At 42.6% G+C, this 24006-nt stretch carries 20 protein-coding genes; 10 read left to right on the plus strand and 10 right to left on the minus strand.

Annotation, left to right across the window (positions count from 1 at the left end; translation table 11 throughout):
* Positions 1-62 precede the first annotated feature (62 nt).
* Together EZV76_RS14715 and EZV76_RS14720 are read right to left on the minus strand one after the other, a co-directional pair.
* Positions 63-1304: a tetratricopeptide repeat protein gene (locus tag EZV76_RS14715; RefSeq protein WP_161594428.1), complete on the minus strand. Its 1242-nt coding sequence runs from the start codon at positions 1302-1304 to the stop codon at positions 63-65.
* A 283-nt stretch (positions 1305-1587) separates the two neighbouring features.
* Positions 1588-3216 carry an acyl-CoA carboxylase subunit beta gene (locus tag EZV76_RS14720; protein ID WP_136567333.1) on the minus strand — a complete coding sequence of 543 codons (1629 nt, stop codon included), beginning with the start codon at positions 3214-3216 and terminating at the stop codon, positions 1588-1590.
* 63 nt (positions 3217-3279) lie between these two features.
* On the opposite strand from EZV76_RS14720, the gene EZV76_RS14725 reads away from it, so the two are divergent.
* From EZV76_RS14725 to ettA, 3 genes are all read left to right on the plus strand, one after another.
* Complete coding sequence (locus EZV76_RS14725; RefSeq protein WP_136567334.1) at positions 3280-4263, plus strand: Gfo/Idh/MocA family protein; 984 nt, start codon at positions 3280-3282, stop codon at positions 4261-4263.
* 72 nt (positions 4264-4335) lie between these two features.
* The gene (locus EZV76_RS14730; RefSeq protein WP_236640936.1) at positions 4336-4512 is read left to right on the plus strand and encodes a CAL67264 family membrane protein; all 177 of its coding nucleotides are present in this window, start codon (positions 4336-4338) and stop codon (positions 4510-4512) included.
* A gap of 33 nt (positions 4513-4545) precedes the next feature.
* On the plus strand, positions 4546-6237 hold the full coding sequence (gene ettA, locus EZV76_RS14735) for an energy-dependent translational throttle protein EttA (RefSeq protein ID WP_136567335.1): 1692 nt from the start codon (positions 4546-4548) through the stop codon (positions 6235-6237).
* Between the two features lie 9 nt (positions 6238-6246).
* On the opposite strand, the gene EZV76_RS14740 is transcribed toward ettA, so the two are convergent.
* The gene (locus tag EZV76_RS14740; protein ID WP_136567336.1) at positions 6247-6927 is read right to left on the minus strand and encodes a hypothetical protein; all 681 of its coding nucleotides are present in this window, start codon (positions 6925-6927) and stop codon (positions 6247-6249) included.
* A gap of 69 nt (positions 6928-6996) precedes the next feature.
* Entirely contained in the window at positions 6997-7788 is a 792-nt protein-coding gene (locus EZV76_RS14745) for an MBL fold metallo-hydrolase (RefSeq protein ID WP_439108201.1), read from the minus strand.
* Between the two features lie 164 nt (positions 7789-7952).
* On the opposite strand from EZV76_RS14745, the gene EZV76_RS14750 reads away from it, so the two are divergent.
* Complete coding sequence (locus tag EZV76_RS14750) at positions 7953-8840, plus strand: DUF8428 domain-containing protein (RefSeq protein WP_136567337.1); 888 nt, start codon at positions 7953-7955, stop codon at positions 8838-8840.
* A gap of 78 nt (positions 8841-8918) precedes the next feature.
* Here the strand turns inward: EZV76_RS14750 and fumC are convergent, their stop codons facing one another.
* Positions 8919-10316, minus strand: coding sequence for a class II fumarate hydratase (fumC, locus tag EZV76_RS14755; RefSeq protein ID WP_136567338.1), 1398 nt, complete (start codon positions 10314-10316; stop codon positions 8919-8921).
* 139 nt (positions 10317-10455) lie between these two features.
* Here fumC and EZV76_RS17210 point away from each other — a divergent pair, with 139 nt between their 5' ends.
* On the plus strand, positions 10456-10629 hold the full coding sequence (locus EZV76_RS17210; RefSeq protein WP_201741874.1) for a hypothetical protein: 174 nt from the start codon (positions 10456-10458) through the stop codon (positions 10627-10629).
* A 54-nt stretch (positions 10630-10683) separates the two neighbouring features.
* On the opposite strand, the gene EZV76_RS14760 is transcribed toward EZV76_RS17210, so the two are convergent.
* The 4 genes from EZV76_RS14760 to prfB form a co-directional block, all read right to left on the minus strand.
* Positions 10684-13182, minus strand: a complete 2499-nt coding sequence (locus EZV76_RS14760; RefSeq protein WP_136567339.1) for a TonB-dependent receptor — start codon at positions 13180-13182, stop codon at positions 10684-10686.
* Positions 13183-13283: 101 nt separating this feature from the next.
* Positions 13284-13748, minus strand: a complete 465-nt coding sequence (locus EZV76_RS14765; protein WP_136567340.1) for a hypothetical protein — start codon at positions 13746-13748, stop codon at positions 13284-13286.
* 83 nt (positions 13749-13831) lie between these two features.
* The gene (arsC, locus tag EZV76_RS14770; RefSeq protein WP_136567341.1) at positions 13832-14173 is read right to left on the minus strand and encodes an arsenate reductase (glutaredoxin); all 342 of its coding nucleotides are present in this window, start codon (positions 14171-14173) and stop codon (positions 13832-13834) included.
* Between the two features lie 90 nt (positions 14174-14263).
* A protein-coding gene (prfB, locus tag EZV76_RS14775) for a peptide chain release factor 2 (RefSeq protein WP_136567342.1) occupies positions 14264-15359 on the minus strand; the annotation gives its coding sequence in 2 pieces (ribosomal slippage) (positions 14264-15295 and positions 15297-15359; 1095 coding nt in all).
* Between the two features lie 179 nt (positions 15360-15538).
* Between prfB and EZV76_RS14780 the strand changes: the two genes are divergently transcribed.
* Together EZV76_RS14780 and EZV76_RS14785 are read left to right on the plus strand one after the other, a co-directional pair.
* Positions 15539-17941, plus strand: a complete 2403-nt coding sequence (locus EZV76_RS14780; protein ID WP_136567343.1) for a zinc-dependent metalloprotease — start codon at positions 15539-15541, stop codon at positions 17939-17941.
* A 12-nt stretch (positions 17942-17953) separates the two neighbouring features.
* Entirely contained in the window at positions 17954-18979 is a 1026-nt protein-coding gene (locus EZV76_RS14785) for a threonine aldolase family protein (RefSeq protein ID WP_136567344.1), read from the plus strand.
* A 1-nt stretch (position 18980) separates the two neighbouring features.
* Here EZV76_RS14785 and EZV76_RS14790 read toward each other — a convergent pair whose 3' ends face one another.
* Complete coding sequence (locus tag EZV76_RS14790) at positions 18981-19307, minus strand: YbaB/EbfC family nucleoid-associated protein (RefSeq protein ID WP_136567345.1); 327 nt, start codon at positions 19305-19307, stop codon at positions 18981-18983.
* A 61-nt stretch (positions 19308-19368) separates the two neighbouring features.
* Here EZV76_RS14790 and EZV76_RS14795 point away from each other — a divergent pair, with 61 nt between their 5' ends.
* From EZV76_RS14795 to capB, 3 genes are all read left to right on the plus strand, one after another.
* Positions 19369-21507 (plus strand): S9 family peptidase, encoded by a 2139-nt coding sequence (locus EZV76_RS14795; protein WP_136567346.1) that lies wholly within the window; start codon positions 19369-19371, stop codon positions 21505-21507.
* Between the two features lie 72 nt (positions 21508-21579).
* Complete coding sequence (gene capA / locus EZV76_RS14800) at positions 21580-22620, plus strand: cysteate synthase (RefSeq protein ID WP_136567347.1); 1041 nt, start codon at positions 21580-21582, stop codon at positions 22618-22620.
* Between the two features lie 125 nt (positions 22621-22745).
* Complete coding sequence (gene capB, locus EZV76_RS14805; RefSeq protein ID WP_116218891.1) at positions 22746-24005, plus strand: cysteate-C-fatty acyltransferase; 1260 nt, start codon at positions 22746-22748, stop codon at positions 24003-24005.
* Position 24006: the final 1 nt, after the last annotated feature.

The raw sequence follows: 24006 nt of genomic DNA on the forward strand, positions 1-24006 counted from the left end.
TCAAGTGGAGAACAACAATCAATAATGATAAACTATAAATAACTTCTCAAAGTTTTCCGGGATTATTCGCTTTGCTGGCCAAGAACCTCAAGTCTTTTTTCTACTTGTTCCTGCTTTTCTTTTTTCCCCGTCTGTTTATATATCATCAATAGGGTTTCCAAAATCCGTATATCATCGGGATTGAGGTCCAAACCCTTGGTCAGTACTTGCTCCGCTTTGGCCAAAAGATCATTAACCGTTGCCCTAGTTTTTTTATATTTCTTCTGCCCCATTCCCTGATAGTACCCTTTGGAACGTAATAAAAGAATCAATCCATTAGCCTCATTAACGTATAAGGTTGCCAGGGCCACCCTGGACTTAGTATGTGTAGGGGTAATGTAAATTGCTCGTCTGTACAAAGAAATAGCTTTATGGACTTCTTGCTGTCTCTCATATGTTATGCCAAGATTAAAAGTATGATCAGGATTCTTGCTATCTAGTTTGATCATCTTTTTAACATAGGAGCCGCACATTTCCCAGTCTCGTTTTTTTTGATATGTTGCAGCCAAATAATTTAAAGTTTGCAAATCTTTTGGCAACATTAAATGTGCTGCGGTTAAATACTGAATGGCCATATCCCATTCTTCCAAAAAATAATAGTTTATGCCAACGATTACAAAAACATTTAATTTCCCATTTCGGGCCAAAAAGCCAATGCCCCGATCTAGTAGGGTCAGATAACATTTTAAGGACATCGCAAATTGTCCGTTTTGGTGAAAATGGTAGGCAGCTTCTGCCAGCATCTTCCTATTTTTACCTCCACTGTATTGAAATGCTTTTAAGGCATGCCATGAAGCCAATTCATACTTTCCTTCTTTGTGGGCCGTATTGTGCTGCTGCATATAATCCAACTCTTGGGTCTCGGAAACCGGTAAAAGTTCAACATAATCTTTCTTGGGCAGTGTAGAGGTTCCATCCTGACCCCAGTTCCACCCCCTAATCACGGCATTTTTACGTTTTATGGTAGGGGCATGGGTCTCATTTACCGTTGAATCAGGGACAAAATCAATGGTCTTTAAGCTGTTCTCCTTTGAAACCCCCATTTTTGATAACATAAAACCCACTGCTTCATCGGCCTCTACCTCTTCTTCAAAAAAATCAATGGAATCAATCAACAAGTGTTGCCGCATATGATGGCCCATTGCATGTAAAAACCGACCCAAGATGTTCCAATCATGGTTTGCGATCAGAGAATCTAAGTCCAATGTATTTTCTTGGATAACGACAAAACGTTCCAAGGGGCTGTGGAAAGAATCAAAGTTCATGGCCGAAATACCTCTGATTTGAGCACATGATTTAATTTGAAAGTTTCTTTGTTCTCCAATTAAATTAAAAAGGGAGTCAACTTTTTTCTCTAGTCCAAGAAGTCTTTGTGGTTTTTGGAAACCACATTGGTCAATATATTCTGATACTGGTAAATACGATTCGTAGGTGCACATTTTTCGAATCTGCGCATTGCTTGAAAAAAAGACCAATACGAAGAAAAAAAAGAATCGAGCAGCGTATTGCATTGGATATTGCAATTATGGTTATTGACTAATATAGGAGCTATACCTGCAGAACTCCCATATTGAATGATTTCTCTATTGGGGCATGGTTTGCGGCCTCAATGCCCATAGATATCCATTTTCTAGTATCCAAGGGATCTATAATGGCGTCCGTCCATAACCGAGCCGCAGCATAATAGGGCGATATTTGGTTGTCATATCGCTGTTTGATTTTATCAAACAATTCTTTTTCCTTTTCAGCATCCAAAGGTTGTCCACTTTTTTCAAGGGAGGCTTTTTCAATCTGTAACAGCACTTTTGCCGCCGAATTACCACTCATCACGGCGAGTTCGGCACTGGGCCATGCCACGATCAATCTAGGGTCATAGGCCTTGCCACACATGGCGTAGTTTCCTGCCCCGTAGCTGTTTCCTATGATTATGGTGAATTTGGGTACCACGGAATTGCTCACGGCATTTACCATTTTGGCACCATCCTTAATGATGCCTCCATGCTCGCTCTTGCTGCCTACCATGAAACCGGTTACATCCTGCAGGAACACCAAGGGAATCTTCTTTTGGTTGCAGTTGGCAATAAAACGGGTGGCCTTATCTGCCGATTCAGAATAAATGACCCCACCAAACCGCATTTCACCTTTTTTGGTCTTGACCACTTTCCGTTGGTTGGCTACAATCCCCACGGCCCAACCATCTATCCGGGCATAGCCGGTCAAAATCGTTTTGCCATAACCCTCTTTGTATTGTTCAAACTCAGAGTTGTCTACCAATCGTTTTATGATTTCAAGCATATCGTATTGATCGCTCCGTGAACTTGGGAGGATACCGTAAATATCTTCTTGGTTTTCCGTTGGGTCTTTTACTTCAATCCGATTAAAACCAGCTTTGTCAAAATCACCGATCTTGCCCACGATACTTTTTATTTTATCGAGCGCATCCTTGTCATCCTTGGCCTTGTAATCCGTGACTCCACTGATTTCGGAATGGGTTGTAGCTCCACCAAGGGTTTCGTTATCAATACTTTCACCAATGGCCGCTTTCACCAAATAACTGCCCGCCAAGAAAATACTTCCGGTTTTATCAACAATAAGGGCTTCATCGCTCATAATGGGTAAATAGGCCCCGCCGGCCACACAACTACCCATTACAGCAGCAATCTGGGTAATTCCCATACTGCTCATAATGGCATTGTTTCTGAAAATGCGGCCAAAATGTTCCTTGTCCGGAAATATCTCATCCTGCATAGGGAGGTATACCCCGGCACTATCCACCAGATAGATAATGGGCAATTTATTTTCTATGGAAATTTCTTGGGCCCTGAGGTTCTTCTTTCCTGTAATGGGGAACCAAGCCCCGGCTTTTACCGTGGCATCATTGGCCACTACCACACATTGCTTTCCTTGGATATATCCTATCTTCACAACAACCCCGGCAGACGGACATCCACCATGTTCCTCGTACATGCCATCTCCGGCAAACGCACCAATTTCAACTGCATCGGAATTAGGGTCCAACAAATAATCAATCCGCTCACGGGCGGTCATTTTACCTTTTTCATGATGCTTTTCAATGCGTTTTTTCCCTCCGCCCAGTTTAACCTCGGCTAGTCGTTTCCTTAGTTGGGAAAGCATCAATTTATTATGGTCTTCGTTCTTATTGAAGTTGATATCCATGTACTGTCAATTTCTTCTTATTGGCTAAAGATAAGGAGTTATAATCATTACTTTTGATCCCATATGGAAACTAAGATACGATGGGGCATCGTGGGCCCAGGAAAAATTGCGCGGAAGTTTATATCGGATTTACAATTGGTGGAAGATGCCAAAGTTTCGGCAGTAGCTTCCCGTTCATTGAAAAAGGCACAGGATTTTGCCGACGAATACGCCATTGAAAATGTGTTTGGAAGTTATGAAGAGCTGTTTGCCTCGGATACTGTGGATGTGGTTTATATCGCCACACCGCATCGGTTCCACAAAACATTGACCTTGCAGGCCCTGGACTCTGGAAAGCATGTACTTTGCGAAAAGCCTTTGGGGGTCAGCAAATCTGAAGTACAGAAAATGGTGGATACGGCCAAACAGAACAAGGTTTTTCTTATGGAAGCACTGTGGTCCCGTTTTAATCCGGCCATTCAAAAAGTAAAGCAGTTAGTAGATGATGGGGAGATAGGGGATTTGACCCATATCAACGCAGATTTTGGATTTTATGCCTTGGATAGGGATGAGGATTCCCGGGTGCTTAACCTGGATTTAGCTTCCGGTTCTTTATTGGATATTGGTATTTATCCCATTTTTTTGGCCTACCTATTTTTAGGGAAGCCCAAGGAAATATATGCGGTATCAAATTTTCACCCTAATGGAACGGAATTACAGACCTCAATGATTTTCCAATATTCAAAGGCGCAAGCCGTACTTTACAGCGGATTTACCAGTAGAACACGAACTGAAGCGGAACTATCAGGAAGCCAAGGGGAAATTTTCCTTCCTTCCCGATGGCATGAGGCAGATGGGTATACCTTACTGAAAAATGGTGTTTCGGAGACTTTTGAACATCCGTTAAAAGGAATAGGATTTTACTACGAGATTTTGGAAGTTCATCAATGTTTAAGGGCGAAGAAAATGGAAAGTGACCTTTGGTCACATCAAAATAGTTTGGATGTGGCTGAATTACTGGACACTGTGCGTAAAAAATGCGGGATTCGGTTCCCTTTTGAGGGATAATCGACATATAACCATTTTGGAATAGTCCATTTTTTACGATATTTGACCTTCTACAGAACGATATATATGGGAATGAACAAAAATACTGTGCTCGCTTGGGCCACTTGGATTATGATTTTTGTGGGAGTCGGAATGATAGCGCTTGGCGCTTTCAAGTACGATGAAGTGGCCGGATACGGTTTTGGAGCAGTGGGCATTGGTTTTTTTGCCGTAGCTTGGGTTTTCAATGCACTCAAGGGACGGGTATAAAGTTCTCTTTTCTTAATTTTTAAACACAGCCAAATGTCAGACGATAAAAAGGTCATTTTTTCAATGTCCGGGGTTACCAAGACCTTTAAAACGGCCAACACCCCTGTACTCAAAAATATTTATCTCAGTTTCTTCTATGGGGCCAAGATTGGGATTCTGGGTCTCAATGGTTCCGGGAAATCAACCTTGCTCAAGATTATTGCCGGAGTGGATAAGAACTATCAGGGTGATGTGGTATTTTCTCCGGGATATACCGTAGGATATCTGGAACAGGAGCCCCAATTGGATGAAGAAAAGACCGTACTTGAAATCGTCAAGGAAGGTGCTGCCGAGACCGTTGCTATTTTGGATGAATACAATAAGATCAACGATATGTTCGGTCTACCCGAAGTATACGAGGATGCCGATAAGATGCAAAAGTTGATGGATAGACAAGCAGTGCTTCAAGACCAGATTGATGCTTCTAATGCATGGGAATTGGACACCAAGTTGGAGATTGCCATGGATGCACTGCGTACACCGGAATCGGACAAAAAAATAGGCGTGCTTTCCGGCGGGGAACGAAGACGTGTGGCCCTATGCAGGTTATTGCTACAAGAACCCGATGTACTTTTGTTGGATGAACCTACCAACCACTTGGATGCGGAGTCCGTACACTGGTTGGAACACCATTTGGCACAATATAAAGGAACGGTGATTGCAGTAACACACGATCGTTATTTCCTGGACAATGTAGCAGGTTGGATTTTGGAACTGGATAGAGGTGAAGGCATTCCTTGGAAAGGGAATTATTCCGGATGGTTGGACCAAAAGGCCAAGCGTTTGGCACAAGAAAGCAAGCAGGCCTCCAAAAGACAGAAGACTTTGGAACGTGAATTGGATTGGGTTCGTCAAGGGGCCAAAGGAAGACAGACCAAGCAAAAGGCTCGTCTGAAGAATTATGACAAACTCCTTAGCCAGGACCAAAAACAGCTGGAAGAGAAACTGGAAATCTACATTCCCAACGGACCACGATTGGGTACCAACGTTATTGAATCCAAAGGGGTGAGCAAAGCTTATGGGGATAAATTGTTGTATGAAGATTTAAACTTCAATCTGCCCCAAGCAGGGATTGTGGGAATTATTGGTCCCAACGGTGCTGGTAAGACCACCATCTTTAGAATGATCATGGGCGAGGAAACCCCGGACAAAGGTGAATTTATTGTCGGGGATACCGCCAAGTTGGCCTACGTGGACCAAAGCCATTCCAATATCGACCCAGAAAAAAGCATTTGGGAAAATTTCAGTGATGGACAAGAATTGATCATGATGGGAGGGAAGCAAGTGAATTCCCGAGCTTATTTAAGCCGATTTAACTTCTCTGGTAGTGAGCAGAACAAAAAGGTAAACATGCTTTCCGGTGGAGAGCGTAACCGACTTCATTTGGCCATGACCTTAAAAGAGGAGGGCAACGTTCTACTATTGGATGAGCCTACCAACGATTTGGACGTGAATACGTTGAGAGCCTTGGAGGAAGGTCTGGAAAATTTTGCTGGCTGTGCGGTGATCATTTCCCACGACAGGTGGTTCTTGGATAGGATTTGCACCCATATTTTGGCGTTTGAAGGGGATTCACAGGTATATTTCTTTGAAGGATCTTTCTCAGATTATGAGGAGAATAAAAAGAAACGCTTGGGAACGGATATCATGCCCAAGCGTATCAAATACAAGAAACTTATTAGGTAGACGGGAATTTTACTCTTCTCCGCCGATATTTTTCAATCCTTCCTCAAGAAGTTTTCTGGCGTTTTCCAGATACATTTTTTGGTGATATTCCAAACTATTGGGGTCATTGTTGTTTTCATCAGGAGAGCTTCCAATGGTTTTTGAAAGTTCCACAAGCTGGTCGATGGCCTGTTTGGCCGTATTAAGTTTTTCGCGGGAGTGTTTCTCAAATACCTTAATCATTTCCAGTTCCATAGCATTTTCGGGAGCTTCAGCATCAGCATGGGCCTGATGTTCCATAGTGGTGGTTGCATTATCGGCAACGGTCATTGGGGCAGAAACACCCAAAGTACATTCATCCAAGATGGTAATCAGTTCATTGATTTGTCCAAGGGCTTTTTTGGTAAAAAACCTTCCAGCTTCCCAATCAATGGGCTCAATTGCTTTGTCCAAGGTCTCCAAAGCGTCCAAAGTCTTGTTCTCGGCCTTGGCACAATCACAATCGTCCCTAAAGGTTTTGGATTTTTCAAGAGCCGTTAATGCTCTTTCGGCATAATACATTTGGTGTTCAAAGTTAGTAGCGGTCATTCCTTTTTTGCAATGATTGAGCGCGTAAGTAACCTTGGAATAAAAATTGTCACATTGGGAGAAAGCAGCTTGAAGTGCACAGAAAAATGCAATAGCTACTAAAACATGGGATTTGGGAGCCATGGTCAAGTATTTTTTGATTTGGTTAAGTCTGTAATCTAAACGACAATATATGAGGAATATTTTATTCCATCAAAAATCGTCATTCGGATACCAATCCAGTTGCACCACTTTTATCTTGGAGTTTCCTTCGTTAAGGAGTTTTTTGAACTTTTCAACATCGCTTACATCAGGGCGACCTCTATAGTGATATGGGTAGACTTCTTTAGGCTGAAATTCCAAAACGGCATCTGCAGCACTTTCCACAGTCATGGTGTAGGGGAGGTTCATGCATACAAAGGCCTTGTCAATATTTTTCAGTGCCCTCATTTCAGGGATGTCCTCCGTGTCCCCAGAAAAATAGAGACGCTGCCCACCTATGGTCAAGACATAACCGTTTCCACGTCCTTTGGTATGAAAATCCAACGCTTCTTCTCGCAAATTATACATGGGAATGGCTTCAACCGCTATTCCCGAATAGGTTTTGGTGTCACCATTGTTCAGAACATCCACGGTTAATGTGGATTCATCTGGAATTTCATCAACAACAGCTTGGGGAGCAATTATTATTGTGCTTTCCAATGAAATTTCCTGAAGGGTTTCCAAATTAAAATGATCACCATGGATATCGGTCACCAAAATAATATCTGGGCCATTTTGCCCTTCAAAAGCTGACTTTCCTCCCACGGGGTCTATATATAAGGTAACATCGTTCCATTCCAAAACGGCAGTGGCATGTTCAATAGGTATTATGGAAACTTCCGTAAGACTATCAATCTCAGCTTCGACAATCGCTTCAGGGGTTTCTTCCGATGACTTATTTTTTGATTTACAACTGGCAATCAAAACGATGCCGAGTACTAGTGGAATTATTTTTTTCATCATGGCTACTTTTTTGAAGTTCCTTTAAAATTAAGGTATCTAGACTTTTATGGCGATTTTTTTAAGATTATTTTATTGCAAATGATCCAAACAACGATCTAAAGCGTATATAAACCAAACACGATTGATTAAAAACCTTAAACGAGAATCAATTAACACAAAAAGTTATGACAGAAGCAAAAAATAACAACGGATTGAAGGTAATCGCAGGTTTGTTGGGTGTAGTTCTTTTGGGAACCATTATCTACACCGTAAGCCTTTACCAAGATAAAAAGAAAACCACTCAGGCACTTACACAAGAAAAAGAGTTGGTTGTTGAAGATTTGAACAACTTGAAATCTGAGTACGACAAAGCTATCCTTGAAAGCAATGCTACAAACGAAGAGTTGGTTGCCGCTAGGGACAATATTGCAAAATACATCGATTCAGTGCAGGGCATGAAAGCCGATATCGCTTCTCTTTCTAGATACAGAAGACAAGTAAGTGTACTTAAAGCAGAAAGAGAAAAACTATTGAAGCAAGTAGATTCCTTGACACAATCCAACAGCTTGTTGGCCATGCAACGTGACAGCACATTTACTGAATTGGAGAAGCAGACAGTTTTCAACGATTCATTGATCGTTCAGAACACCCAATTGGCTGATGCAGTAGAAAGAGGTTCTGCCCTTAGCCTTTCTAAATTCTCTGTAGATGCTGTTAAGGAAAGAAGCAGCGGTAAATTGGTATCTACTTCCAGAGCCAAAGCTACTGATAAATTCAAGGTTTGTTTTACAGTTGCCGATAACGTAATAGCCGAAGCTGGTGACAGAGAGTTCTTCATTGAAGTTCTTGATCCACAAGGAAATGTTTTGGGTGACAGTTTCTCAAAATCCAACGAAGAAGGTGCTTCCATCTCTTACAGTAAAGGAACCAACTTCTATTATGAGAACAGCTCTTTGGATGTTTGTGACTACATAAACAAGCCTGCCAGTGATTTCCAAAAAGGAAACTACATGGTAAATGTTTACGACAGCAATTTGAAACTGTTGGGAACTTCCAAGTTTGAGTTGAAATAATACACACACTATCCATAAACCAAAAAGCCTGCTCATGATGAGCAGGCTTTTTTATTTTATACTTTATGGCCTAGATAGTTACTTTAAACTGCCCACCATATCCTCGGGTCGTACCCAAGCATCGTATTCTTCAGGGGTTACATAGCCAAGATTTATAGCCTCTTCTTTTAAGGTAGTTCCATTTTTATGGGCTGTATTGGCAATTTCGGCAGCCTTATAATACCCGATTTTAGTATTTAGTGCCGTAACCAACATTAATGAATTGTTCAAGAGTGTCTTGATTACTTCATGGTTAGGTTCTATGCCTATCGCACAGTTTTCGTCAAAGCTTACACAAGCATCACCCAATAATTGGGCAGATTGTAGAATATTTGCGGCCATCATGGGTTTAAACACGTTAAGTTCATAGTGCCCTTGGGTGCCACCAACACTTATGGCCACATCGTTACCCAATACTTGGGCACAGACCATGGTCAAAGCTTCACATTGGGTTGGGTTTACCTTACCGGGCATAATGGAGCTGCCTGGCTCATTGGCAGGGATAATAATCTCGCCAATACCAGAACGGGGTCCAGAAGCCATCATCCTGATATCATTGGCAATTTTGTTCAATGACACCGCCAATTGTTTAAGTGCTCCATGACTTTCTACAATGGCATCATGCGAAGCCAACGCTTCAAACTTGTTTTTTGCCGTTATAAAGGGAAGTCCTGTAAAGTCGGCAATATACTTTGCCACAAGAACATCATATCCTTTTGGCGTATTAAGACCAGTACCCACGGCTGTCCCACCTAATGCCAATTCGCTCAAGTGGGGCAATGTATTTTTTAATGCTTTTAGTCCATGATCAAGTTGAGAGACATATCCAGAGAATTCCTGTCCAAGGGTTAGGGGAGTGGCATCCATTAAATGGGTACGTCCAATTTTCACGACTTCCTTGAACTCTTTGGATTTCTTCTCCAGTGTATTTTTAAGTTGCTCAACACCAGGAATGGTTACTTCAACAATCTTCTTATAAGCCGCAATGTGCATTCCCGTAGGAAAAGTATCATTGGAAGACTGGCTTTTGTTCACATCGTCATTGGGTTGTATGGTTTTTTCACCTTCCCCAATTTTTTTGCCCGCAATTTCATGGGCCCTGTTGGCCACCACTTCATTTACGTTCATATTACTCTGGGTTCCTGAGCCCGTTTGCCAAACTACCAATGGAAATTGGTCATCATGCTTTCCGGCCAGAATTTCATCACACACCTGCGCAATTAAATCCCTTTTTTCCACAGAAAGAACACCAAGCTCATGGTTGGCATATGCCGCCGCTTTTTTAAGATAGGCAAAACCATACACCACATCCAAAGGCATGGAAGCTGAAGGACCAATTTTAAAATTGTTTCGGGAGCGCTCAGTTTGTGCACCCCAATATTTATCAGAAGGTACTTTTACCTCCCCCATGGTATCTTTTTCGACTCTAAAACTCATTTTACAAAATTTTGATACACAAAGGTAGTTGTTAGTAGAATTATATGGTAGTGCTAAGGGTTATATATACTTTTTTTGAAGGTAGATTTGTTTTTTATGAAAAGAACAAACTATCTTTGTTGAACAAAAGGAAAGAATAATGTTCGAATTTGACCAATATTTAGGTTTTTTAGCTTTTTTGACAATTTTGACCATCGGTTTTTGGTTGATGATCTTCTTATTGACCTTTGTGGTTCCTTACTGGTTGATTGGTAATCTTAGGGAAATGATGAAAGAAAAACGCGAGGCCAAACGTGCCCAGCTCGAAGAATAAAAAATACGATTTATAAAAAAAGAAGCCAATTTGGCTTCTTTTTTTTGTCCCAGCTTAGGAATTTCCTCCCGCTTTAAACTCCCCTTCCTCTTCACCACCATCACCATTGGGTCGGTTGCCCTGTCTTTTCTCCTTGGGCTGGTTAAATCTGTATATAAATGATAGGTTTAACTGTCTTTTTCTCCATTGAAATTCACTATCCCTGATAAATGAAGTAGTTTGTGTATAGGATTGGCGCTTTCTTGAGTTGAACATATCACTTACATTTAATGAAAGTGTAGCCTTGTCCTTGAACAAGTCCTTGCTCAGAGCCATGTCCAAAGAAAACATTCCTTCGGTCTCGGTTTGGGCATTTTGCCGTGGACCCATATAAAATGAATTTGCCTGAAGCTCAATTTTCGCTGGCAGTGTGAACTTGGAACTCAACCTAGTAAAAAAGCTTGAGTTGGAGGCACCGTAATCCACATTGTTGAACTCTCCATCTGTACTGAACATAAAGAAATTGACGCTTCCATTCAATCTCCACCATTTTGTAGGACTGTACATTACGCCAGCTTCTGCACCAACACGTTCATTGGTGGATAGGTTTATGGGCAGAGATCGGATGATTTGGATGCCGTCTGAAGTTACCTGGCCTGTTTCTTCTGTAATGAACTCAAAAGACCTTGTTTCTTTTTGATAGTAAATGGAAGAAGTGAAGGTCAAAGTTTTCCATCTTTTCATATATCCCAAGTCAAACGCATTGGCAAATGCAGGGTCAAGGTCCGGGTTCCCTTGAAAAACATTGGTCCTACTGGATCTTGATGGAAATGGATTGATGAACCAACCTCTTGGTCTGTTAATCCTTCTATTGTATCCAAGAGAGATGTTCTGGGTCTCTGAAATTTCAAAAACTAGGTTTACCGTAGGGAATAGGCCCAAATAATTTTTATCAAAATTAAGATCAACATCTTCCCCAATGAGCTCATCCAACACAGCGCCATCAATGTCAGAATCCACACTCCCTTTCATTTGGGTATTTTCCAAACGCAAGCCTAGCAAAACAGAGAACTTGCCATATTTGTTACCATATTGGGTGTAGATTGCGTTTACGTTTTCGTGGTATGTGAAGATATTGGTCAAGTCGGTGTTGGTTTCAAAATTACCCGTACCTTGATTCAAGGTATCCAATTGATAATCATTGACTTCCTTTTCAAAATTACCTCGGTAACCTGCTTCAAATTGCGCATCTCCCATGGGTAGAACATAATCTATCTGGGCCAAAATATCATCTTGGGTTTGCTTTTCATAAATGTTCTCAAGGGCCAACAAATTGTCATTTGGAAAAGTGTTGTTTTCCTGTATCACCGTCAAAAGATCTTCATCATCCGTTGAATACTGAAAATCTGCTGTAAGCTTGTGGCCGCTATCATTTATGTTATTGGTATAGTTTAAGGAATACTGGCTGCTACGGTCATCCTCACCTTGATCCTCCGTTCTAAAGGTTCGACTGTCCAAATTGTTTTCTATAAAACGCTGGTTGTCGTTTTCCGTTAAATCATTTTCATCGGACCATCTATAAAAAACGCTACCGGTAATGGAAGATTTATCCGTTAGGAAATATTCCATCCCAAGATTTATGTTAAACCCATCATCATTGCGGCTGATGTCTCTTTCTTCGATGATTCTATCAAACTGACTTGCATCGGAAAGGTAAGTGTTGTCATTTCTTCCTTCCCCTGGAGATTCCCTATGGAAATATCCCAATGTGTTGAAAATGTTGAACTTTTCAGTACGAAGATTAAAATTGGTCGTTGCCCTTGCATTGAAAGGGATGCCCACGGTGGTATTAACGGACCCATTGATACCCAATGTCTTTTCCTTTTTGAGTATAATATTTAGGATTCCCGCTGTTCCTTCTGCATCATAACGGGCAGACGGACTGGTAATTACCTCTACTTTTTCAATGGCATCTGCCGGTAGTTGGCGTAGGGCGTCAGTTGAACCAAATCCTGCCAGTGCAGAAGGTTTTCCATTGATTAATATCCGTACATTTTCGTTACCCCGTAAACTGATAGCTCCTTCAACATCCACAGAAACAGAAGGAATATTGCCCAATGCATCACTTACGTTACCTCCGCTTGTGGTGATATCCTTTCCAATGTTATAGACCTTTTTATCCAGTCTTACCTCCACAGTGGTTTTTTCACCCACTACTTCAACTTCTTGGAGTTGTGCAACATCGGGTGCCAATACAATGGACCCCAAATTAATGGAGCTGTTGTAACTTTGGTTGGTGCGCGAAAAAGTTTTATAGGAGATATACTCCACCCGAATATTATATTGACCTGGTGAGGTCTGCACCTCAAATTTTCCATCCAAATCGGTGATTCCTCCAGTTACCTTATCTGGACTGTTCGCATCTTGTAATACAAAAGTTGCATATTCCAATGGTTGGCCTGAGTCTTGATCAACTACTTTCCCAGAAATGGTAATGGAATTTTCGTTTGGCCTTGTTTGGGCACTAGTGGTAAAAATGGTCAATAATAACAACGGGACAATGATCCTGTGCATAGCTTGGTTTTAGATCATCAAATTTGGTAGGAAATTCAGAAGAACTAAAATTAATATCTGCCAACAGCAGAAATGGGCCCGTCAATGACCTTAAGATTTTGTTAATCCTTTTTCTTTTTCTTCTTTTTCTTTTTGGACTTGAAGCTGTTTTCCTGTAGTTCCATAAAAGCGTTGTACTTGTCTTCGGGAAGGCCCGACTTTAGTTCCTCGTTCTGTCTTTTTTCGATCTTCTCGTATTCTTCTTTGGCTTTTAGCGGCTCCAATCCCAAGATTTGTAGCTCAATCCTTTGCTGAACAGATTGCAGCAAAGTGGTTCTTACAACGGCTTCTTCAAAAGGGTTGAGACCTAAAGCTTCGGTAATGGAAGGCATTTGTCCGTCTACGATTTCCTCTGCAGTTGGAGGATCCTCCTTTTTTGGGGTATCATGTACTTGGGGAAGTGTACTTTGCCTTCTACCATATCGGTTTCCATAGGGCGACCCATATCCATATTGGGCAAAAGTCTCACTTGTAAAAAGTAATCCTATCAATAGGGTGAGAATACTTAGAGTATGCACTTTTTTCATGACAGTCGATTCAATTTTCAAAAATAGCAAATGTTATGCCTTTTCTATGCTAATGTTGATATAAATACCTCTGAGCATCAATTCTATAGCAAGGTATTGATTTTTTCAGCTGGTCTACCAACAACGGCTTTCTTTCCATTGATTATAATAGGTCGCTCAATAAGCTTTGGATGCTCCACCATGGCAGCAATAATTTCATCATCGGAAAGTTCTTTCCCTTTATAATTTTCCTTCCAAATGGCTTCACTTTTACGGACAAGCTCCAATGGGGACATCCCAAGAAATCCTAAAATTTCCCTTAGCTCATCTTCGGAAGGGATGTCTTCCAAATACTTTACTATTTCAAAATCTTTTCCTGCGTTCTCCAAAAGTTCCAATCCTTCTCTGGATTTTCTACATCTTGGATTGTGATATATTTTGATCATCGTATTATTGGTTCTCGGTTCTTGGTTCTCGGATTTCTGATGACTGATGTCTGAAAATTATATAATGTATTTAAAAAACAGCTTCAAAAACTATTCCTCTTTTTGCCCCATCATCATTAGATAGGCTTTCAAGAAAGCACTAATGTCCCCATCCATAACGGCATCCACGTTTCCGGTTTCCTCTCCAGTACGTACGTCTTTTACCAGTTTATAGGGGTGCATCACATAATTTCGGATTTGCGACCCCCACTCAATTTTCATTTTGGAGGATTCTATCTCGGCCCGGGCCTCTTGTTTCTTCCGAAGCTCTATTTCATACAACTGCGATTTCAACATTTTTAATGCCGTGGCCCTGTTATCGTGTTGCGAGCGTGAATCGGAACAGGAAATCTGTATCCCCGTGGGTTTGTGTACCAATTGGACCTTGGTCTCTACCTTGTTTACATTCTGTCCACCTGCGCCGCTTGAACGAGCGGTTGTGATTTCAATATCCGAAGGGTTGATCTCAATTTCAATGGTATCATCTACCAAAGGATACACGTATACCGAAGCAAACGAGGTGTGGCGTTTGGCATTACTGTCAAAAGGGGAGATGCGCACCAAACGATGCACCCCATTTTCACCTTTGAGCCAACCAAAGGCATATTCGCCATCAATCTCCAAAGTCACGGTCTTTATCCCGGCAACATCACCCTCTTGATAGTTGAGTTCCTTGACTTTGTAGCCGTTCTTTTCGGCCCACATGAGATACATCCGCATAAGCATGGAGGCCCAGTCACAACTCTCTGTACCACCCGCTCCTGCGGTTATCTGGAGCACAGCAGTAAGCTCATCGCCTTCATCGGAAAGCATGTTCTTGAACTCTAAATTTTCGATGGCCAATACTGCTTTACTGTATTGTTGCGCCACTTCATCCTCGGAAACCTCACCAGCTTGTTGAAACTCCATCAAAACCTCCAAATCACCAATCAAAGTCTTGGCAGAATCAAAATCTTCTACCCATTTCTTTTTGGATTTTAGGACTTGCATTTGTTTTTGGGCTTCTTGTGGATTGTCCCAAAAACTAGGAGCCAAGGTTTTTTCTTCCTCGTTCTCTATTTCTATAAGTTTGGCATCAATGTCAAAGATACCTCCTTAACGCACCAAGGCGCTCAATAAGATCTTTTTGCTGATCTGTAGTGGTCATATACTTAACTTTCGCACAAAAATAAACTTCTTTTGGAATATAATTGAATCAAACTTGATTGGTAAGCCGGCACCCATTTTTCAACCAACGAACCCATCTCACATCCAATATTTTAAAAAGACTTTTCATATGTTTTTTAAAAATGAAATACATACTTTTAGGTCCAATTCCATGCCATTATGAAGAAAAGCATTACCCTATTCGCAATATTGTACTCTTTCTGTACAATGTTGCACGCACAAACATTTGATAAGACAAAAGACTTTCAAAAATTCAATGGATATTTCAACTTCTATTATGATGATAAATCGGATAAAATATATTTGGAAGTCAATGATTTGGACAAGGAATTCCTTTATGTGTATGCCCTGAGCAGTGGGATAGGAAGCAACGATATTGGTCTGGATCGCGGACAGCTCGGGAACGAACAGGTGGTCTTTTTTAAAAAAGCAGGTAATAAATTGTTATTGGTACAGCCCAATTTGGAATACAGGGCCATTACGCAAAACAATCTGGAACGGAAATCTGTGGAGCAGGCTTTTGCCAAATCCGTATTGCATGGATTTAAGATAGAAGAAGAGTCCAAAGGAAGTTATTTAATAGATTTCACTGAATTTTTGATGCGAGATGCTCATGGTGTAGCCAACAGGCTTAAGAATACAAAGCAGGGTTCCTATGGCTTGGACAAATCCAAAAGCGCATTGGATTTTGAACGCACCAAGGCTTTTCCAAAAAATGTGGAGTTTGATGCCATTCTCACCTTTGAAGGAACCCCTTCGGGGAGCTGGATTCAAGCCGTGACCCCCAACCCAAGTTTGGTCACTGTAGCACAACACCACTCACTGATTGAATTGCCAGATGATAAATACCAAAAACGGGAGTTCGACCCACGTAGCGGTTCATACCCCTTTTCATATTATGATTATGCCACCCCGGTCCAAGAGTCCATTTTAAAACGATTTGTGACCCGCCACCGATTGGAAAAGAAAAACCCAAGTGCCCCGGTGAGTGAAGCTGTGGAGCCCATTGTGTATTATTTGGACAATGGTACCCCGGAACCCGTTCGTTCCGCTCTTTTGGAAGGCGGAAAGTGGTGGAACCAAGCCTTTGAGGCGATTGGCTACAAAGACGCATTTCAGTTAAAAGTATTGCCAGATGATGCCGATCCTTTGGATGTTCGTTATAATGTGATCCAATGGGTACACCGTTCAACAAGGGGTTGGAGTTATGGTAGCAGTGTTACCGATCCACGTACAGGGGAAATCATAAAAGGGCACGTCAGTTTGGGAAGTCTACGCATTCGTCAGGACTTTTTAATCGCCCAAGCCTTGATGAACCAACCGTTTGCCGAGCGGGACGACAATTACCAGCCCATGTTGAATATGGCCTTGGCTCGAATTAGACAGCTTTCTGCCCATGAAATAGGCCATACCCTTGGCTTTGCCCATAATTTTGCGGCAAGTACCAACGATCGGGCATCGGTGATGGACTATCCCCATCCCCAATTTGAACTGAAAGGAAGCAACATAGATTTCTCCAACGCCTATGACACGGGGATAGGGGAGTGGGACAAAGTGACCGTAGCCTATTCCTATTCCGATTTTCCAAAAGGTACTAATGAAAAAACAGCCTTGAATGCCATCCTAAAGAAAGCCCAAGATGAAGGGTTACGGTATATTTCCGATCAGGATGCCAGACCAACCGGAGGAGCCCATGCCTTGGCCCATTTGTGGGACAATGGCAAGAGTGCCAGTCAAGAGTTGGAAAATGTGTTGCAGGTCAGGAAAACTGCCATCAACAATTTTTCCATGGATAACATCCGGACCGGCGAACCCAATTCAGTTTTGGAAGATGTGTTTGCTCCCTTGTATTTCTTCCACCGTTATCAAACGGAAGCAGTTTCCAAGCTTGTAGGCGGATTGGATTACAATTACGCCACCAAAGGTGATGGACAACGTACAGTACATATGATAAACGAAGCGGTACAGGAACAGGCTTTGGAATCCATACTGGAAACCTTGGATGCCAAAGTAATTGCCATTCCACAGGATAAATTGGATCTCTTTCCACCCAGGGCCATTGGATACTCGAGAACCCGGGAATCGTTCAATGGTAGAACAGGAGTGAGCTTTGATGCCCTTTCCGCTGCGGAAACGGCTGCGGATATGACCTTGGGACTTTTGTTGCACCCGGAACGTGCCTCTAGATTGATTCAGCAAAAGAGTTTGGATAAAAACCAATTGGGGCTTTCGGAAGTTTTGGAAGAAACCATAAAGAATACCATGGGAGCGTCTAACCGAGATGCCTATTTGGATGAAGTACAGCAGACCATTAATTTTCGGGTGTTGTACCATATTATGAATTTGGCGGCCCATGATGCGGTGCATCCTCAGGTGAATGCTCTTGCCCATGAATCCCTTAAAAACCTCAAGGCGTCCTTGCTTGGAGGTGAAAAAACAGCCATTGCGATAGAAATGGTTCGACGAATTGATGCCTTTTTGGACAAGCCCGAAAATTTTAAATTGATACCTACTCCGAAAATTCCAGATGGATCTCCCATTGGAATGGATTGTATGAACTAGACCTCGATTTTAATGGAAATCAATCTGATCAGTGATACGGTTACCCGGCCTACAGCGGGAATGTTGGCGACCATGATGGCTGCCAAAGTAGGCGATGATGTATTTAAAAACGACCCCACGGTAAATGCTTTGGAGGAAAAAGTGGCCAAATACTTTGGGATGGAAGCGGCTTTGTTCTTCCCTAGTGGTACCATGGCCAATCAAACCGCCATAAAACTCCATACCCAACCCGGTGAGCAATTGATTTGCGACAAATACGCCCATGTCTTTAATTATGAAGGAGGAGGAGTCAGCTTTAACAGTGGGGTAAGTTGTAGATTGGTGGATGGGCATCGAGGGATGATGACAGCCGAACAGGTGGAAGCCTCCATAAATCCTCCAGATTTCTACCACAGTCCCTTGACTTCTTTGGTTTGTATCGAGAATACCACCAACAAGGGAGGAGGAGCCTGTTGGGATTTTACCGAACTTCAAAAAATTAGGAAAATTTGTGATGAATATCATCTCAAATACCATTTGGATGGGGCCCGATTGTGGAATGCCTTGGTGGCCAAGAAAGAGGACCCAAAAAGCTACGGAGCTCTTTTTGATACCATAAGTGTGTGTTTCAGCAAGGGAATGGGTTGCCCTGTGGGTTCTGTATTGGTAGGCGATTCCGAGACTATTGCAAAGGCTCTTCGTGTCCGTAAAGTCCTGGGTGGGGGGATGCGTCAAGCCGGCTTTTTGGCCGCAGCAGGAATCTATGCCATGGACCACCATATTGACCGATTGGCGGACGACCACAAAAAAGCAGCCGAAATCGGAAAAGTTCTCTCTAAGCTGGACTTTATCAAAAAAGTGGAGCCCATAGAGACCAACATCATCATCTTTGAGTTGGATGAATCCCAAATGTCATCCCCGGATTTCTTGAAAAAGCTGGAAGAAAACCAGATAACCATCATAGGAATGGGGCAGGGAAAGCTGCGTATTGTCACCCATTTGGACTATACGGATGCCATGCACGACCACTTCCTTACTATTTTGAAAAAAATAGGATAGCTTATTTCATAAAAGAATCCATTCCTGGGATGTTGGGCATCCCTTCTTTGGCCACGGCAGCCAACTCGGTTTCATTGACTTCAGTGGCTTTGGCAATGGCCTTATTTAGTGTGAGTACCAAATAATCTTCCAGTTGCTCCTTGTCTTCCAACAAAGAATCGTCCACACTAATGGATTTAATTTCCCTATTGGCGGTAAGGGTCACTTTCAACAGGCCATCGGCGGATGCTTCATCAATAAGTACGGTATTCAAACGCTCTTTGGTGGCGGCAACCTTTTTCTGGGCTTCTTTGAGTTTGCCCATCATACCCATTAAATCTCCAAACATAGTCGCAATTTTTTAGTTGTAAATGACTTCAAAAGTAATACATTGTAAGAAATCAAAACTTATGGCACCCATCAAAACACAAGTTATTATTCTGATTTTATGCCTTATTTTTGCAGGCTCTTGCCAAAATAACAAACAAGAATCCATGAGTATACAACCCCCGGTGGCCCAAAAGAAACCGACAAAACTGGAGAAACACGGTGATGTGCGGACCGATGATTATTACTGGATGAACAATAGGGAAGATCAGGACGTGATCGATTACCTGAATGCCGAAAATGAGTATTACCAACAGATGACGGCCCATACGAAGGAGTTCCAAGAGACGCTTTTTCAGGAAATCAAATCCCGAATCAAGGAGGACGACTCCTCCGTACCTTACAAATTGAACGGCTACTGGTACATTACCCGCTACGAAGAAGGAAAGGAGTATCCTATTTTCTCACGCAGAAAAGAAAGTTTGGAGGCCGAGGAGGAACTCATGTTCGATGGCAACCAGATGGCCGAAGGCCACGAATACTTCAACTTAAAAGGGGTTACCATTAGCCCGGACAACACATTGGCCGCTTTTGCCACGGATACGGTATCCAGAAGGCAGTACAATATCCATATAAAGAACCTCAATACCGGTGAAATTTTTCCTGACAAAATAGAAAACACCACGGGGAGCTCGGTTTGGGCCAATGATGGAAAAACCTTGTTCTATACCAAAAAGGACCCTGTAACCTTGCGTTCGGACAAAATTTTCAAGCATGTATTGGGTACTTCTTCAGCGGATGATGTGTTGGTGTTCCATGAAGAGGATGACACCTACAATACCTTTGTTTATAAGACCAAGTCCAGAAAATTCATTGTAATCGGTTCGGTGAGTACGCTCACTTCGGAATATCAAATTTTGAATGCCGATGACCCCAATGGGGATTTCAAGATATTTTCGCCCCGTAATTTGGGTGTGGAGTATTCCATTTCGCACTACGAAGGCAATTTTTATGTCCTTACCAATAAGGACAAGGCCACCAATTTTAAACTGATGAAAGTCAGTGAAGGCCAGACTTCATCGGAACATTGGGAAGAGTTTATCCCACATCGTGAGGATGTGTTGTTGGAAGATGCTGAAATTTTTAGGGATTATTATGTGCTTTCCGAGCGGGAGAATGGACTCAACCAGCTCAAAATCTCCCGTTGGGACGGTACGGACAGCTATTATTTGCCTTTTGACAGCGAAACCTATGTAGCTGGACCTTCGGTAAACTTGGATTTTGATACCAACGAACTCCGATATTACTACAATGAGATGGGGGCACCCTATGCTGTCATCGATTTCAACATGCAGACCAGGACCAAAAAGGTTTTGAAAGAACAAGAAGTCCTTGGCGGTAAGTTCGATAAGGCCAATTACACCACGGAACGCTTATGGGCTACAGCATCGGATGGAAAAAAAGTACCCATTTCCTTGGTGTATAGAAAAGATACTCCCCTGGATGGCACCAGTCCGTTGTTGCAATACGCTTACGGTTCTTATGGGAGTACCATTGACCCTTATTTTTCATCCGTACGGTTGAGTTTGTTGGATAGGGGTTTCATTTTTGCCATTGCCCATGTAAGGGGAGGGGAGTATTTGGGAAGACCTTGGTACGATGATGGTAAAATGCTTCACAAAAAGAACACTTTCACCGATTTTATAGCCTGTTCCCAATTTCTGATTGAGAAAAAATATACCAGTCCAGAACATTTGTATGCCAGTGGTGGCTCCGCAGGAGGTTTGTTGATGGGCGCTATCGTAAATATGGCCCCGGAACTTTACAACGGAGTCATTGCCTCAGTGCCTTTTGTGGATGTGGTCACTACCATGTTGGACGATACCATTCCTTTGACCACAGGAGAATATGACGAATGGGGAAATCCAAATGACAAAGAATACTACGATTACATAAAATCCTATTCACCTTACGACAATGTGGAGGCCAAAGATTATCCCAATCTTTATGTTACCACAGGACTGCACGACTCACAAGTACAGTATTGGGAACCAGCTAAATGGGTGGCCAAGCTAAGGGACTATAAAACAGATGATAACCTATTGTTTTTGGATACCAACATGGATGCCGGGCACGGTGGGGCATCCGGTAGGTTCGAGGCTTTACGTGAGACGGTGAAGGATTATGTGTTTATTTTAGATCTTGAAGGAAAAGCCTTTTAAAAATAAAAATGTTACTTTTGTGCCGGACTTTTGGTGAAATATCGCTAATTTGTCCCTTACCTAATACCAGTTATGAAGAAACAGATAAATGCGCACAGCAGTATCCTTGACCTAATTGGAAATACCCCCTTAGTTAAGCTTAACACCATTGCAGCTCCCCTAACCGGAAACTTTTATGCCAAGTTGGAGTCCTTTAATCCAGGACATTCCTCCAAGGACCGTATAGCCGTCCATATCATTGAGGAGGCTGAACGCAAGGGAATCCTTAAGCCAGGAAGTACTATTATTGAAACCACATCGGGCAACACAGGCTTTAGCTTGGCCATGGTCAGTATAGTAAAAGGGTATGATTGTATTTTGGCCGTGAGTTCAAAATCATCGCCCGATAAGATAGATATGTTGCGTTCCATGGGTGCCAAGGTATATGTATGCCCTGCCCACGTTAGCGCAGACGATCCACGTTCATATTACGAAGTGGCCAAACGTCTTCACCAAGAAACCGAGAACTCCATTTATATCAACCAGTATTTCAACGAACTCAATATCGAGGCCCATTATCAGACCACTGGGCCGGAGATTTGGGAGCAGACCAACGGGAACATCACCCATTTGGTGGCTTGTAGCGGTACAGGGGGAACCATTTCCGGGATTGCACGGTATTTGAAGGAACAGAACCCCAATGTGAGGATTTTGGGTGTGGATGCCTATGGTTCCGTACTTAAAAAATACCACGAAACCGGAGAGTTCGATCATAATGAGGTATATCCCTATCGTATTGAAGGTTTGGGAAAAAACCTTATTCCTACAGCCACGGATTTTAACAGTATAGACCGTTATGTAAAGGTTACCGATGGTGAAAGTGCCCATATGGCCCGAAAAATAGCCCATACCGAAGGGATGTTCGTAGGCTATACCAGTGGGGCCGCCATGCAGGCACTGTTCCAGTTGAACACCGAAGGTGAATTTACCGAGGACAGCAATGTGGTGGTTATCTTCCCAGACCACGGCTCACGTTATATGAGCAAGGTTTACAGTAATGAATGGATGGAAAACCAAGGCTTTTTTGATATCCAAAATGCCGAGGTACCAGAAAAAATAGAATACATTAAGTAGTAAGATGTACCGCATAACCTAAATAAAGACGGCAATGATTTCATTGTCGTTTTTTTGTATAAAAATTTCGTTGTGCGTACTTCGTAAAAATCTATACTTTTGCAGTTCAATCAATTTTAAGGTAGATGAAAGATTTATTTGATAGGATCATTGAAAACAAAGGACCTCTAGGGAAATGGGCATCGCAGGCAGAAGGGTATTTTGTATTCCCGAAGCTGGAAGGACCCATCTCAAATCGAATGAAATTCCAAGGAAAGGATGTGATAACGTGGAGTATCAATGACTACTTGGGGCTTGCCAATCTACCAGAGATCAAAAAAGTTGATGGGGACGCCGCCTACGAGCACGGTGCCGCCTATCCCATGGGCGCCCGTATGATGAGTGGCCATACCGATTACCATGAGCAATTGGAAAAGGAGCTTGCCGAATTCGTTCATAAGGAAGCCTCTTATTTGTTGAACTTCGGGTACCAAGGATTTATGTCAGTGATAGACGCCTTGGTGGCCAAAGACGATATTATTGTCTATGATGTGGATTGCCACGCCTGTATTATTGATGGGGTGCGCTTGCACATGGGCAAACGCTTCACATTTAAGCACAACGACCCAGAGAGTTTGGAGAAAAACCTGGAACGTGCCACCAAATTGGCCAACGAGACCGGTGGTGGTATCCTTGTAATTTCCGAAGGGGTGTTTGGAATGCGCGGAGAGCAGGGAATCCTTAAAGAAATCGTGGAGCTGAAGAAAAAATTCCAGTTCCGTTTGTTGGTGGACGATGCCCACGGCTTTGGAACCCTTGGTAAAACAGGGGCCGGAGCAGGAGAGGAGCAAGGTGTGCAGGACCAGATAGACGTATATTTGGCCACTTTTGCCAAATCCATGGCAGGTATCGGGGCTTTTGTGGCGGCCGACAAAGAAATCATAGAATACCTTAAATACAATCTAAGATCGCAAATGTTCGCCAAATCGCTGCCCATGGTCTACGTGAAAGGGGCATTGAAGCGATTGGACATGCTTCGTTCCAGACCAGAGCTCAAGGCCAAACTGTGGGAGAATGTAAATGCCCTACAAAACGGACTTCGCGAGCGTGGTTTTGATTTGGGAACCACCAGTAGCTGTGTTACCCCGGTCTATTTGAACGGAAGTATCCCAGAGGCCATGGCCTTGGTAAAGGATCTGCGTGAAAACCACGGTATCTTCTGTTCCATTGTGGTATATCCGGTTATCCCAAAAGGATTGATATTGTTGCGATTGATCCCAACGGCCACCCATACCCTACAGGATATTGCAGAGACCTTGGATGCCTTTTCATCCATTAGGGAACGATTGGAAAACGGTACCTACAAAAGACTTTCTGCTGCCGTAGCGGCTGCGATGGGGGAGTAAG

This window comes from Flagellimonas alvinocaridis, assembly GCF_004916895.1.
GTDB lineage: Bacteria > Bacteroidota > Bacteroidia > Flavobacteriales > Flavobacteriaceae > Flagellimonas > Flagellimonas alvinocaridis.

Excerpts from the sequence above, each read along its gene's own strand:
- capA (WP_136567347.1), top strand. The coding sequence starts at position 21,580 with ATGAAGAAACAGATAAATGCGCACAGCAGTATCCTTGACCTAATTGGA.
- arsC (WP_136567341.1), bottom strand. The coding sequence starts at position 14,173 with ATGATCAAAATATATCACAATCCAAGATGTAGAAAATCCAGAGAAGGA.
- ettA (WP_136567335.1), top strand. The coding sequence starts at position 4,546 with ATGTCAGACGATAAAAAGGTCATTTTTTCAATGTCCGGGGTTACCAAG.
- EZV76_RS14750 (WP_136567337.1), top strand. The coding sequence starts at position 7,953 with ATGACAGAAGCAAAAAATAACAACGGATTGAAGGTAATCGCAGGTTTG.
- EZV76_RS14780 (WP_136567343.1), top strand. The coding sequence starts at position 15,539 with ATGAAGAAAAGCATTACCCTATTCGCAATATTGTACTCTTTCTGTACA.
- EZV76_RS14760 (WP_136567339.1), bottom strand. The coding sequence starts at position 13,182 with ATGCACAGGATCATTGTCCCGTTGTTATTATTGACCATTTTTACCACT.
- EZV76_RS14745 (WP_439108201.1), bottom strand. The coding sequence starts at position 7,788 with ATGATGAAAAAAATAATTCCACTAGTACTCGGCATCGTTTTGATTGCC.
- EZV76_RS17210 (WP_201741874.1), top strand. The coding sequence starts at position 10,456 with ATGTTCGAATTTGACCAATATTTAGGTTTTTTAGCTTTTTTGACAATT.
- fumC (WP_136567338.1), bottom strand. The coding sequence starts at position 10,316 with ATGAGTTTTAGAGTCGAAAAAGATACCATGGGGGAGGTAAAAGTACCT.
- EZV76_RS14720 (WP_136567333.1), bottom strand. The coding sequence starts at position 3,216 with ATGGATATCAACTTCAATAAGAACGAAGACCATAATAAATTGATGCTT.
- capB (WP_116218891.1), top strand. The coding sequence starts at position 22,746 with ATGAAAGATTTATTTGATAGGATCATTGAAAACAAAGGACCTCTAGGG.
- EZV76_RS14740 (WP_136567336.1), bottom strand. The coding sequence starts at position 6,927 with ATGGCTCCCAAATCCCATGTTTTAGTAGCTATTGCATTTTTCTGTGCA.
- EZV76_RS14725 (WP_136567334.1), top strand. The coding sequence starts at position 3,280 with ATGGAAACTAAGATACGATGGGGCATCGTGGGCCCAGGAAAAATTGCG.
- EZV76_RS14795 (WP_136567346.1), top strand. The coding sequence starts at position 19,369 with ATGGCACCCATCAAAACACAAGTTATTATTCTGATTTTATGCCTTATT.
- EZV76_RS14790 (WP_136567345.1), bottom strand. The coding sequence starts at position 19,307 with ATGTTTGGAGATTTAATGGGTATGATGGGCAAACTCAAAGAAGCCCAG.
- EZV76_RS14730 (WP_236640936.1), top strand. The coding sequence starts at position 4,336 with ATGAACAAAAATACTGTGCTCGCTTGGGCCACTTGGATTATGATTTTT.
- EZV76_RS14765 (WP_136567340.1), bottom strand. The coding sequence starts at position 13,748 with ATGAAAAAAGTGCATACTCTAAGTATTCTCACCCTATTGATAGGATTA.
- EZV76_RS14785 (WP_136567344.1), top strand. The coding sequence starts at position 17,954 with ATGGAAATCAATCTGATCAGTGATACGGTTACCCGGCCTACAGCGGGA.
- EZV76_RS14715 (WP_161594428.1), bottom strand. The coding sequence starts at position 1,304 with ATGAACTTTGATTCTTTCCACAGCCCCTTGGAACGTTTTGTCGTTATC.